Below are 12137 nucleotides of genomic sequence, written 5' to 3' on the forward strand. Positions count from 1 at the left end.
GCGGTGTTTTCGGCACACTTGCTGCCCTGACAGCCTCCCTGCCCGAGAGCCCCATGGCGACGGCGAAGTCGCGCTTCGCGGTCCACGGAGCCCTCGGGCAGGGAGGCTGGTGTGTGGCGGTCATTCTGCCAGCGCGTTTCCCTGCTTCGAGGCTGTTCGCCCCCGGGTGAACCATGCCCCCAGGTCCCTTGCTTTTCCCTTGCATCCATTGTTTTGTTGACGCCTCCGTCCTCTTTGCCACCCTCCCCGCAGTCTTCTTCGCCGCCATCCTCGCAGCCTCCGTCCCCGCGTGATGACGGCCAGCGGACCTGGCGGCAGCGGCTGTCGGTCGTGGTGAGCCGGCCCAGCTTTTATCTCTACCTCACCGGGGTGCTGATGATGCTGGGCCTGCTGCTCGGCCACCGGCTGAGCGAGCGCGCCAGCCTGGACCAGCTCTCCGCCCTGGCCACCGAGCGGCTGGAGCTGTATGCGGCCAACCTGTCGACCGAGCTGAGCCGCCACGCCTACCTGCCCAGCCTGCTGGCGATCGACGAGGAGGTCGAGCGACTGATGCAGCATCCCGAGGACGAACGGCTGCGGCATCAGGTGAGCCAGGCCCTGGCGCGGGTCAATGTGCGGGCCGGCACCACACAGATCTTTGTGGCCAATGCCGAAGGCTCGGTACTGGCCGCCAGCGAACCGCTGCTGGCACCGCCGGGGTTGGCCCTGGCCATCGCGCAGGACCGGCACCACTTCTTTGCGTCGGACGCCAGTCCGGTGGATGGATCGGCCACCGGCAGCACCAACTTCTTCCTGCTGCAGACGGTGCGGCGGCAGCAGCGTCTGCTGGGCGTCATCGTCGTCAAGCTGAACCTGGCGCCGCTGGAGGCCACCTGGGTGGACCTGGGCCTGCGGTCGCAAGGGGAGCGCATCCTGGTGGCGGACGACCAGGGGGTGGTCATCATGAGCAGCGTTCAGGCCTGGAAATACGCAGTGCTGAGCGAGGCCGACGATGCCCAGCGCGCGCATCTGCAGGCCAGCGCCCGGTATCCGCAGGCGGTGGGCCCCAACCTGGGCCTGCCGGCCGTGCTGGAGGCCTACAACAGCCTGCTGGTGCGTGCGCCGGCGCCGGCCAGTACCACCGTGCTGGCGCAGGAGCGACAACTGCTGCCGCTGGGGCTGCGGCTGCTGGCGCTGTCGGATCTGACCGAAGTGCGGCGGCAAGCGCGACTGGCCGCCTGGAGCGGCGCGGCCTTTGGCGCGGCGGTGGGCATGCTGGCGCTGTATCTGGCGGCGCGGCGGCGGGCCGTGCGGCAGCTGTTCCTGGCGAAGACGGAACTCCAGGATGCCCATGCGCGACTGGAGCGCACCGTGGATGAACGCACGGCGGAATTGCGACAGTCCAACGACGCGCTCAAGGAACAGATCGCCCAGCGCGAGCAGACCGAAGGCGAGCTGCTGCAAGCCAGCAAGCTGGCGGTGCTGGGACAGATGTCGGCGGGCCTGTCGCATGAGGTCAACCAGCCGCTGACGGCGCTGCGCGCCCTGGCCCGCAACGCCCAGCGTCTGCTGCAAAGCGGCCGCACCCAGGCGGTGGCGGACAATCTGCAGGCCATGGACGACATGGTGGAGCGCATGGGACGCATCACCCGGCAGCTCAAGAGTTTTGCGCGCAAGGCCGAGGGGGTCGATTCGCCCTCCCCGCTGCTGGCGAGCGTGCGCAATGCCTACCTGCTGCTGGAGCACCGCACGCGCGGACAGCCGCTGCAGTTCGAGGTGCAGGTGCCTGAAGGGCTGCGGGTGCGGGCAGAGGCCAACCGGCTGGAGCAGGTGCTGGTGAACCTGTTCGCCAATGCGCTGGACGCGATGCTGGAGGAGGCCGGCGCGGCGGCAGCCTCGAATGCTGAAACGGCGCCTGGGCTTGTCAGCGAAGACCGCGCCATGACGCTGCGCGTGCAGATCGAGCCACTGGACGGCGGGCAGCGGGTGCTGGTCAAGATCCAGGACAACGGCCCGGGCCTAGACGAAGCCTTGCTGCCGCGTCTGTTTGAACCGTTTTTCACCACCAAGCCGGCCGGCGAAGGCCTGGGCCTGGGCTTGGTGATTTCATCGAAGATCGTGCATGAGTTTGGCGGGACGCTTCGCGCGCACCGGCTGGACCCGGGCATGAGCCTGGAGTTCGACCTGGCGGTCGACACCTGGACTGTGGAGGAACAAGGGCATGTTTGAAGGCTACAAGGTCGTGTTTGTGGAAGACGACCTGCCGGTGCGGGTGAGCCTGACGCAGACGCTGGAGCTGGAGGGGCTGGAAGTGCTGCCCTGCCGCAGCGCGGAGGAAGCGCTGCCGCACATCCAGCCGGGCGCGCAGGTGGTGATGGTGACCGACGTTCGCCTGCCCGGCATGGACGGACGCGCGCTGCTGGACCATGTGCGGGCGACCGACCCCGGCATTCCGGTGATCCTGATCACGGCCCACGGCGACGTGCAGATGGCCGTGCAGGCGATGCGCACCGGGGCTTACGACTTCATCGAGAAGCCCTTTGCGCCGGAGCGGCTGCTGGAGGCCGTGATGCGGGCGCTGGACCTGCGCATGCTGCGGCATTCCGCCGAAGAGCTGCGCGCGCAGCTTCAGCGGGCCAGCGGCATCGAGGCGGTGCTGCTGGGCCGGTCCGCGGCGATGCAGCAGTTGCGGCGGCAGATTCTGAATCTGGCGGGGACGTCAGCAGACGTGATGATTTTGGGCGAGACGGGGACCGGCAAGGAGCTGGTGGCGCGCTGCCTGCATGACCAGAGCCCGAGGCGGGATCGCCATTTCGTTGCGATCAACTGCGGCGGACTGCCGGAGGCGCTGTTCGAAAGCGAGCTGTTTGGGCATGAACCGGGGTCGTTCACCTCGGCAGCCAAACGGCGCATCGGCAAGATCGAGCATGCCAACGGCGGCACGCTGCTGCTGGACGAAATCGAGACGATGCCGGTGCCGCTGCAGATCAAGCTGCTGCGGGTGCTGCAGGAGCGGCGGATTGAGCGCTTGGGATCGAATGAGGAGTTGCCGATCAATGTGCGCTTCATTGCGGCGAGCAAGGCCGACCTGAAGGAACTGGGTGACCGCGGGCAGTTCCGCAATGACCTCTACTACCGGCTGAACATCGCAACGCTGCAGTTGCCCCCGCTGCGGGAGCGGCGGGAAGACATCCCGCTGCTGTTCGAGCACTTCGTGGCGCAGGCCTGCGCGCGGTATGAGCGCCCTGCCCCGGAACTGACGCCGGAGAAACTGCGCGAGCTGATGGCCCATGACTGGCCTGGCAATGTGCGGGAGATTCGCAATGCCGCTGACCGGTTCGTGCTGGCGCTGGATGACCTGGACAGCCAGGCCGCTTTGCGTGATTTGCCGAGCTTGAACCTGGCGCGGCAGATGGAGCTGGTGGAGAAAGCGCTGATCGAGCAGGCGCTACGCCGCACGCAGGGCAAGGTGCCCGCGGCGATGGAGCTGCTGGGGACGCCGAGGAAGACGCTCTACGACAAGCTGCATCGGCATGGGATTCAGCTGGATGATTTCCGCTGAGGCAGCGAGGGTTGTTGCGCTCGGCTGCGGGCTGCGGGCCTCGGGGCCGCGGGCTACGCGCTGCGGAGCATGACGGGAGCCGTTATGGTGAATCGCCGTTGTCACTCATCGTGGATCGCCCTGGGCAGAGGTGCCCGCCAGCCGAAGTAGATGGCCATCATTCGGAGGAACATGCAAAGCCCCGCGCCCGCCAGCACCGGGTACACCGGGGGCAATTCCAGATAGTGCCCCAGCGCGACCACGGCGCCCGCCATCAGCGCCGCCAACGCATAGAGGTCGGCGCGGAGGACAAAGGGAATCTCCCCGCTGAGCACATCGCGGATCATGCCGCCGCCGATGCCGGTGATCATGCCCATCAGTGCGCTCATGACTGGATGGATGCCGAACTGGATGGCCTTCTGTGTGCCCACCACCGCAAACAAGGCGAGGCCAACCGCGTCCAGGAACTGCATCAGCCGCTGGTAGTGGACGATGTGGGCGGACCAGAAGAAGGTCGCCAGGCCGGACAGCACGGCAATGACGAAGTAATGGATCTCCATCATGGCGGCCGGCGGAATGGCGCCGATCAGCACGTCGCGGATCATGCCGCCGGCGACTGACACGACGAACGCGAGGAACAGCACCCCGAACAGGTCGAAGCGCTTGCGCACGCCCACCAGCGCGCCGCTGACGGCGAACGCAATGGTGCCGAGCCAGTCGAGCAGTTCAATCGTGAGGGCTGGGAGGTCGTAGGTCATGGAGTGAATCATGCGCCCGCTGGGTGAGCGGGCGCAGAGGGCCGACGGCTGGGATCTGGGATCAGGGATCAGGGATCAGGGATCAGGGATCTGGTATCAGGGATCTGAGAGCCGAGAGCCGAGAGCCGAGAGCCGAGAGCCGAGAGCCAGTGTCTCCGATGCCGGAAGTCGATGCGTGATCTCAGGCAGCGGTTTCGAGCAGCTTGGCCGCTTGCGCAGATGTGGCCGCGTCGAACTTGCGCGCAAAGAGGATGGGGCCTTGGCCGTAGACGCTGTCGTCCAGATGCTCGGGCTGCTGCATCAACGCCCGCATGTCGTCCGGGCCGAGCACGTCGGGATTGGAGGCGCCGGGACGCCAACGCGTGAACGTCAATGCGCGAGCGACATGCTTGGCAAATCGAGAGTTGCCGACCAGGGTCTGGATCAAGGTTTCATCGGCGCAGGCGGTGCCCTTGATGTAGCTCACCAGGGCCGGCCGGGCGGCGATTTGGGCGAGGACGAATTCGCTGCAGGCGCGGGTCAGCGCCCACCAGGAGCTGCCACCGAAAGGCTTGAGGTCGCCGAAGGCGGGGCGGTAGTCGCGGGTCTTGGGGAGCAGGCCCAGGCGCACGAGGCGGCGCTGGATCTTTCCCGCGAGGCCAGGGCGGAACCAACGATCCGTCAGACGGTCTTCGGTCTTGTTGGCCTTGACGCTGGGGATCTGGACGAGGTTGATGAACTCGGTCTGTGGGTGCGATGCGAAGAACCTGGCAAGGTGGCTGGCGGAGCGGACCGGGAGGTCTGCGCCGCTGATCAACACCAGGCGGTCGAAGCGCTCAGGCGCGGCCAGGGCGGTGCGCATCAGGCCGAAGGTGGCGTCGAGCTGGGAGTAGTCGCCCCAGTAAACCTTGACGCGGTTGGCGCCCTCGCAGAAGCGGACGCCGAGTTCAGTGAGCGACTGGAACGGGGTCTGGTCCGACTTGGCGTCGATGTGGAGGAAGACGGCCGCGTCAGGGTGGCGGAGGGATTCCACGAGACGGCGGACGTGGTCGGGCGCGGTGTGGGCGGCGATGAGGTAGGCGGTTTTCACAATATGGTGTGCTTCGAGCGCAAATATAGGCCAAACAATAAATATTGCTGGCGATTCCCAGTCTCACAATATCAGTTGCGCTTTCTTTTCACGACTTCTCCATCCCAGGTGCAACTAGCGCCATGAAATTTATTGCACTGTCCATTATCAGATATCTTCAACGAAGCCCACTTGCCATCGAATTGCAAAGCCACTCTGCATTTTTCTCCACCTTGCAATGATTCGTACGGACCGAATTCAATCTTGCGATCTTTCACATTACCTATACCTGTCACAGCACCTGAGCATGGCGCGACTGCGACGGATACGCTTGCTGCGACCACACCCTTCTCTGCGTCCAACAGCAAAAGCCTTACCAGAGCTTGTTCGCTTTGAAATTCACCCTCCGCCCGAGCAAATTGCGCATGCACTGAGTTTGGAATCAGGACCCCAAATAGCGCAAGTGGTATGGAAGACAAAAAAATCGGCAATCGAATCATTTTTCCGTTCATTTTGAAGGCGTTGCGCCTCCTCTCCACAAAGGGTTGCGCGATGGATTCGCAGCAACCTACAAGGAGTAAAGCAAGCACAAATAGAAACGAAAGCGCGATTTTCACAATCATTTCCCCCCAGGATTTGAGATAAGCTCTGTAGAGGCTCGTCTCGTCGAGAAGAGCCTCTTCTAATGAGATAGCATCTGAGCGGGCAAGACCTTCATCAAACCAGTTGCTTGCTGCCAATACCCCCGGGCCGTGAGTTGCCGTCTGGCCCATTCCTGACGAAGGGCTCGGGAGATCCAAGGCGAGCTTTTCAATTTCATCGGCGGGCATCTTGCCAATGCGTTCAAACGCGATCTTCTGAACTGGGGAATTCCCTTCATCGCTTAGTAACTGATAATCGGCCATCGCCCCGGTTGGTTCGAACGCATCTGCGGTTTTCAGCTTAGCACCAGTTTGTGACTTTGCATCGCCAGTAAAGGCGCCATACGCCGACCCAGACGCAGACGCAGACGCAGACGCAGACGCCTGCGTCAAGCGCGCCCTAGTCTCCGCCGTGTTGTAGCCCATCACCTGACTGGTGGCCCACGCCCCCGCCCGGGGACCGGCAAGTCTGATAACCATCTTTTTGCAGGTCGCTTCTACGCCCCGCAGCAAAGACAACATCGGCCGGCATAGTAGCCCGGACCACCGCTGATGATGGAAGCGCTCACCGGATGTTGGTGATGCTTTCGGCAATGACTAGTTCAGCTTCGCCGCCAAACGATCCTCGCCGCGGAGTCAGTTGGATCCGCGTGCAAGTACCATACTGCCCCATCTCAGCCTGCCACGCACGCATTGGAAGATGTCGCGCCGTCCGGTGGGACTTAGACAAAAACAGAAATGTGACGAGCCAGCAGGCGCGTCTCGAGGGAAGAACAATGAGTGATGCGAGCGGGGTGATCCTCGTGCTTTTGTGCGCGTGGACCATCAATGCGGGGGCGATGCGCCTGTTCAATGCTGAGGTCGAAGACTCCCGGTATCCGACCCTGGACGGCCTGCGGGGCTATCTGGCCCTGGGCGTCTTCGCCCATCATGCGGCGTTGTGGTGGGGCCATCTGAAGACCGGCCGCTGGCAGTCCGTCAGCTCGGTGGGTCATCTCGGCGAGGTGGCCGTTTCGCTCTTCTTCATGATCACCGCCTTCCTGTTCATCGGAAAGTTGCTGGACGCTCGCGCCTCAGGACGGACGGTGGACTGGCAGCAGTTCTTCTCCGGGCGCGTGCGGCGCATCGTGCCCATGTATGCGGTGACGATGGGGCTGCTGCTGATCCTGGTGGGGGTCAAGACCCAATGGACTTTGCACGTGGACCTTGGCACCCTGGCGCGGTCGCTGCTGTCCTGGTTCACCTTCACATTCGCCGGGCGGGTGGACATCAACGGCCTCGCCGAAACCAGCCTGGTGACGGCGGGCGTCACCTGGTCGCTGACCTTCGAGTGGATGTTCTACCTGATGCTTCCGCTGGCAGCACTGAGCCTGGGGCTCAAGACCTCCCGCTGGGCCGTTGGGATTGCGCTGTGCGCGCCCCTTCTGCTGCTGATCTGGTCCCCATGGCTCCAGCACGCCAAGCCGTTCTTGGGCGGTGCGGCCGCCGCATGCCTGGTGCGATTGCCGGTGTTTCGGCGATGGGCCAGCACCCCGTGGGCGTCCGTCCTGGTGGTGATCTTCCTGATCCGGGCCCTATTCCATCCGTCGGGTGGGTTCAGCGACCGGGCCATCATCTACACCGCCGCGGCGTTCTGCCTGATCGCGGGCGGCACCAGTCTCTTCGGCCTGCTGACCCAAAGGACCTCACGGTTCCTTGGGCAACCGACCTATTCGCTGTATCTGCTGCACGGTTTGGCGCTGTATGCCTGCTTCGGATTCCTCAGCGTTGACACGGCCGCCCACATGACGGCGACAGGCTTTTGGGCCGCAATCTGCGCCCTCGGCATGCTGCTTGTGCTGCTGTGTCACTGCACCTATCGCCGGATTGAACTTCCGAGCATGGGACGGGCCGCAGCACGCACTGCGCCGCAGGCGGAAGCGGAAGCGAAAGCCGACGCGTCACCAACGACCATCGCGCCTGCCTGAGAGCGCGAGAGACCGAGTACCGCCGGAACGACGACCCGACCGCAGGATTGCCGGACCGGCCGCCTCAGACCTTCTGCGCCGCCTTGTCCAACACCGCCTTCAACTCTTCAATCGTCGCCGGCTTGACCAGGTAAGCCGCCGCGCCCCGGCGCAGCGCTTCCTTGGCATCGGCCGGATCCGACAGCCCGGTCAACAACACGAGGGTGATCGGCCCATGGCTCAGCGCCTCGGTGATGAAGTCCATGCCCTGCCCGTCCGGCAGGGTGCGGTCCAGCACCATCACGTCCGGAACCCGCTGTGCAATGCGCTCACGCGCTTCCTTCAGCGACGCCGCCATGGCTGTCTCATACCCTTCCATCTCCAGAAGAATGGACAGGGTTTCACTGGATTCAAGGTTGTCGTCGACCAGGACGGCGTAAGGCATGGCAGTCGGATGGCTGAAAACACCACCCCCTATGTGAGAGAAGGAACGGGAAGCGCGGGAGTTCCTCCCGAAAGCCTCCCACGGCACTCATTCTCGTGCGAGAAGAAGATCCGACAAAAGGATCGGTCTGCGGGCAATCGGCGCTCCCAGCCCTCCTCACCCTCCCATTCGGAGACTTTTGCCACCCGTTCGACGCGCTTAAACTCGCCCACGTCACGAACCCTCTCTCCTCCAAAGAGTCACCGCCGCCCATGAAGAGTTCCAAGACCGCCCGCCCATCCGCCAAGGTGACGCTGGGCATGGTGGCCGAGGCCAGCGGCGTCTCGCCCAGCACCGTGTCCCGCATCCTGAACGGCACCGCGGTGGTCAGTCAGGAAAAAAAGGATGCCGTGGACCGCGCCATCGCGGAACTCGGTTTTGTCCCCAATCCGATCGCTCGACTGCTGGCCGGCGGCCGCTCCCTCAGCGTTGGCGTGGTCACGCAGAGCCTGGACAGCCCCTATTACGGCGTCGCCCTGCGCGGCATTGAGGAAGTGCTGGCGGCAGCCGGCTACTGCCCGCTCTTTGCCAGCGGCCACTGGAGCGCCAAGGAAGAGCAGCGCTGCATCGACACCCTGCGCTCGCGCCGCGTGGACGGCATGATCGTCCTGACCGGCCGGCTTTCCGACGAAGCCCTGCGCCGAATGGCCAAGGAACTGCCGGTGGTGGTCACCGGCCGCTCGCTCAAGGCGACTGGCCTGTTCTCGCTGAACTTCAATGACTTTGAAGGCGCGCGCCTCGCCACCGACCACCTACTGTCGCTGGGGCACCGCAAGATCGCCTTCATTGCGGGCGACCCGGTGCATCCGGACGCGCAGGAGCGTCTGCGCGGCTACCGCGCCGCCCTGGAGGCGGGCGGCATCAAGTACAAGCCGTCGCTGGTCCTGCCCGGCCTGTTCCATGAGGACAGCGGCGTGCTGGCGGTGGAGCAGTTGATCAAGAGCCGAGAGCCGTTCACCGCCATCTTCGCCGCCAACGACCAGATGGCTTTCGGGGCCTCCCTGGCGCTGTACCGGCGCGGCATCCGCGTGCCCGAGGATGTGTCCATCGTGGGCTTCGACGACCTGGCGGGCGCGGCCCACAGCATCCCGCCGCTCACCACCATCCACCAGGCGGGCCTGGAGCTGGGGCGCTGCGCGGCACAGGCGTTGCTCGAGCTGCTGGCCGGCAACAAGCCGACGGTTCAATTGCCAGAACCCCGGCTGATCGTGCGTTCGTCAACGCGGGCGCTTTGAGCCCGCGCACCTGCCGCTCTTCCCCGCGCTCTCACCCCGCACGTGACCCGCACAGGTGGCCACGGCCAATGCCGCACTATGGCCGCGGCCTGCCACGCCTTCCTCCGTGACAGGCAGTGACAGCCGCAACAGCTCCATCGCCCTTTCTTCAGCAGTAACCCTGATCATTCAATAACCGTTTGGCGTTTATTATGAAAGCGCTTTCAGAACAACATTGATCACGGAGACACGCTTGATGCGGCGGTGGGTTCATCATCTGTCGGCCTTGGCGCTGACCTGGCTGGGCGGCCTTGCGCTCGCTGCTGCCGCGCAGGCTGCCGACGGCTCCTCGACGGCCCCCGCCGCCAGCAGCCGCGCCGCCGCCCCGACCGTCACCCTCACCGTGGCGGCCTTCCCCGCCATCGACGAGATCGTGCGCAGCGCCCTGCCCGCCTGGCGCGCCTTGCATCCCGAGGTGGAGGTGAAGGTGCTCAGCCGGGAGGTCAACGACCACCACACCGCCATGACCACCGCGCTGTCCACCGCCAAGGGTCTGCCGGACGTGATGGCGCTGGAGATTCCCTACCTGGGCCGCTTCTCCCAGGGCACCGGCCTGCAGGACCTCGCCCAGCCCCCGTTCTCCCTGGTGCAGGACCGCGACCGCTTCGTCCGTTATGCCTTCGACCAGGCCACCACCGCACAGGGCGCCGTGGTGGCGGTGCCCACCGACATCGCGCCGGGCACCCTGCTCTACCGCACGGACCTGCTCAGCCGGGCGGGTCTCACCGACAAGGACCTGACCACCAGTTGGGAAGGCTTCGTGGCCGCCGGGGTGCGCATCAAGGCCAGCACCGGGGCTTTCCTGCTGGCCCATGCGCGCGACATGAAGGACATCCTCATCCGCACCGGCCTGCAGCCGGGTGAAGGCCTGTACTTCGACGATCAATCCCGCCCGCTGGTCACCTCGCCGCGTTTTGTCCGCGCCTTCGAGCTGGCCCGCACCGTGCGCCGCCAGAAGCTCGACGCCCGGGTGAGCGCCTGGTCGTCCGACTGGACCGAGGGCTTCAAGCGCGGCCGCATTGCCACCCAGATGTCGGGCGCCTGGCTGGCCGGCCACCTGAACAACTGGCTGGCCCCGGACACCCGCGGCCTCTGGCGCGCCACCCAGTTGCCCGAGGAGGCGTATGCCGCGTATGGCGGCACCTATTTCGCCATGCCGCGCCTGTCCGATCCGGGCCGCAAGGCGATGGCCTACGAATTCATCCGGTTCATGACGCTCAACCGCGACCAGCAACTGGCCGCCTTCAAATCGCAGGACGCCTTCCCGGCCCTGGTCGACGCCCAGACCGATGCCTTCTTCGACCTGCCGCTGCCTTTCCTGGGCGGCCAGCGCGCCCGTCGGGACTGGCGGGAGGCCGCCCACCACATCCGTGCGGTGCCGGTGCACAAGCAGGACGCCTTCGCCCGCGAGGTGATCGACACCGAGCTGGACAAGGTGCTGGACCGCGACAAGGACATCGCCACCGCGCTGGCGGATGCACAGCGTCTGCTGCAACTGCGCGCGCGCCGCTGAAAGGACCCTGCCCATGCGCCTTGCCCTGCCTTCCTGGATGCGCCTGTCGCCGCGGTATGCGCCCTATGCGCTGCTGGCGCCGTTCCTCCTCCTGTTCGTCGTCTTCGGGCTGTTCCCGCTGCTGTTCTCGCTCTACCTGTCCTTCCACAGCTGGGAGCCCACCAGCGGCCTGGCCGCGATGCACTGGGTCGGCCTGGACAACTTCCGCTTCGCCCTGGCGGACGAATGGTTCTGGAAGTCGCTGCGCACCACCGGCTGGCTGGCCCTGGCGTCCGGCCTGCCGCAGCATCTGGTCGCGATCCCGCTGGCCACCTTCATCCACCTGGCCTTTCGTCGCTGGCGCAACGTCGTGATCGGCGCCTATTTCCTGCCCTACATCACCTCGTCGGTGGCGATCGCCATCCTCTTCAGCTCGCTGTTCTCGACCGACTACGGCTTGATCAACCTGGCGCTGTCCCACCTGCGGGACTGGCCGCTGCTGGGCAGCCTGCTGCCGCCCGGCGCGGTGGACTGGCTCAATGACCCGGACTCGCTCAAGCCGGCCATCGCCACGCTGGTGTTCTGGCGCTATGTGGGTTTCAACGTCGTGCTGTACCTGGCCGCGCTGCAGACCATCCCCCCGGACCTGTACGAGGCCGCCACCATGGACGGCGCGGGCCGCTTCCAGCAGTTCTTCCACATCACGCTGCCCAGTCTGCGGCCGATGATCTTCTTTGGCGTCACGCTCAGCATCATCGGCGGGCTGCAGCTCTTCGAGGAGCCCTTCATCCTCACCGGCGGCAAGGGCGGGTCCGACCAGGCCGGCATGACGGCCGCGGTCTACCTCTACCGCAATGCCTTCGACTTCAACGACTTCGGCGCCGCCAGCGCGATGTCCTGGCTGCTGTTCCTGATCGTGGCCGGCCTGACCTGGCTCACCCACCGCGCCTTCCGCCGCAAGGACGACTGAGCCC

General features: G+C 65.3%; 10 protein-coding genes. 6 read left to right on the forward strand and 4 right to left on the reverse strand.

Annotated elements, in window-relative coordinates:
* Positions 1 to 216: 216 nt before the first annotated feature.
* Both DES44_RS13630 and DES44_RS13635 read left to right on the forward strand, forming a co-directional pair.
* Complete coding sequence (locus DES44_RS13630; protein ID WP_147307087.1) at positions 217 to 2208, forward strand: sensor histidine kinase; 1992 nt, start codon at positions 217 to 219, stop codon at positions 2206 to 2208.
* Positions 2201 to 3541 carry a sigma-54-dependent transcriptional regulator gene (locus DES44_RS13635; protein ID WP_058935415.1) on the forward strand — a complete coding sequence of 447 codons (1341 nt, stop codon included), beginning with the start codon at positions 2201 to 2203 and terminating at the stop codon, positions 3539 to 3541. The genes DES44_RS13630 and DES44_RS13635 overlap by 8 nt, the downstream gene beginning before the upstream one ends.
* A gap of 101 nt (positions 3542 to 3642) precedes the next feature.
* Here DES44_RS13635 and DES44_RS13640 read toward each other — a convergent pair whose 3' ends face one another.
* The 3 genes from DES44_RS13640 to DES44_RS24705 all read right to left on the reverse strand — a co-directional run bounded on the left by DES44_RS13640 (position 3643) and on the right by DES44_RS24705 (position 6393).
* The gene (locus tag DES44_RS13640; RefSeq protein WP_198164778.1) at positions 3643 to 4278 is read right to left on the reverse strand and encodes a trimeric intracellular cation channel family protein; all 636 of its coding nucleotides are present in this window, start codon (positions 4276 to 4278) and stop codon (positions 3643 to 3645) included.
* Positions 4279 to 4459: 181 nt separating this feature from the next.
* Complete coding sequence (locus DES44_RS13645) at positions 4460 to 5347, reverse strand: beta-1,6-N-acetylglucosaminyltransferase (RefSeq protein WP_058935417.1); 888 nt, start codon at positions 5345 to 5347, stop codon at positions 4460 to 4462.
* 71 nt (positions 5348 to 5418) lie between these two features.
* Positions 5419 to 6393 (reverse strand): hypothetical protein, encoded by a 975-nt coding sequence (locus DES44_RS24705; RefSeq protein WP_157592963.1) that lies wholly within the window; start codon positions 6391 to 6393, stop codon positions 5419 to 5421.
* A 146-nt stretch (positions 6394 to 6539) separates the two neighbouring features.
* On the opposite strand from DES44_RS24705, the gene DES44_RS13650 reads away from it, so the two are divergent.
* Positions 6540 to 7934 carry an acyltransferase family protein gene (locus tag DES44_RS13650; protein ID WP_083525636.1) on the forward strand — a complete coding sequence of 465 codons (1395 nt, stop codon included), beginning with the start codon at positions 6540 to 6542 and terminating at the stop codon, positions 7932 to 7934.
* Between the two features lie 64 nt (positions 7935 to 7998).
* Here the strand turns inward: DES44_RS13650 and DES44_RS13655 are convergent, their stop codons facing one another.
* Positions 7999 to 8358 (reverse strand): response regulator, encoded by a 360-nt coding sequence (locus DES44_RS13655; protein WP_058935419.1) that lies wholly within the window; start codon positions 8356 to 8358, stop codon positions 7999 to 8001.
* A 251-nt stretch (positions 8359 to 8609) separates the two neighbouring features.
* Here DES44_RS13655 and DES44_RS13660 point away from each other — a divergent pair, with 251 nt between their 5' ends.
* The 3 genes from DES44_RS13660 (at position 8610) to DES44_RS13670 (ending at position 12133) form a co-directional block, all read left to right on the forward strand.
* Entirely contained in the window at positions 8610 to 9632 is a 1023-nt protein-coding gene (locus DES44_RS13660; protein WP_058935420.1) for a LacI family DNA-binding transcriptional regulator, read from the forward strand.
* Positions 9633 to 9867: 235 nt separating this feature from the next.
* Entirely contained in the window at positions 9868 to 11184 is a 1317-nt protein-coding gene (locus DES44_RS13665) for an ABC transporter substrate-binding protein (protein ID WP_083525637.1), read from the forward strand.
* A gap of 13 nt (positions 11185 to 11197) precedes the next feature.
* Positions 11198 to 12133: a carbohydrate ABC transporter permease gene (locus DES44_RS13670; protein WP_058935421.1), complete on the forward strand. Its 936-nt coding sequence runs from the start codon at positions 11198 to 11200 to the stop codon at positions 12131 to 12133.
* The last annotated feature ends 4 nt before the right edge of the window (positions 12134 to 12137 follow it).

Origin of the sequence: Roseateles depolymerans (assembly GCF_003387155.1) — a bacterium.
GTDB lineage: Bacteria > Pseudomonadota > Gammaproteobacteria > Burkholderiales > Burkholderiaceae_C > Roseateles > Roseateles depolymerans.

What these genes read in the sequence shown, in the direction of transcription:
- DES44_RS24705 (WP_157592963.1), bottom strand. Translation starts at nt 6,393, where the DNA reads ATGGGCTACAACACGGCGGAGACTAGGGCGCGCTTGACGCAGGCGTCT.
- DES44_RS13640 (WP_198164778.1), bottom strand. Translation starts at nt 4,278, where the DNA reads ATGACCTACGACCTCCCAGCCCTCACGATTGAACTGCTCGACTGGCTC.
- DES44_RS13650 (WP_083525636.1), top strand. Translation starts at nt 6,540, where the DNA reads ATGTTGGTGATGCTTTCGGCAATGACTAGTTCAGCTTCGCCGCCAAAC.
- DES44_RS13655 (WP_058935419.1), bottom strand. Translation starts at nt 8,358, where the DNA reads ATGCCTTACGCCGTCCTGGTCGACGACAACCTTGAATCCAGTGAAACC.
- DES44_RS13665 (WP_083525637.1), top strand. Translation starts at nt 9,868, where the DNA reads ATGCGGCGGTGGGTTCATCATCTGTCGGCCTTGGCGCTGACCTGGCTG.
- DES44_RS13660 (WP_058935420.1), top strand. Translation starts at nt 8,610, where the DNA reads ATGAAGAGTTCCAAGACCGCCCGCCCATCCGCCAAGGTGACGCTGGGC.
- DES44_RS13635 (WP_058935415.1), top strand. Translation starts at nt 2,201, where the DNA reads ATGTTTGAAGGCTACAAGGTCGTGTTTGTGGAAGACGACCTGCCGGTG.
- DES44_RS13670 (WP_058935421.1), top strand. Translation starts at nt 11,198, where the DNA reads ATGCGCCTTGCCCTGCCTTCCTGGATGCGCCTGTCGCCGCGGTATGCG.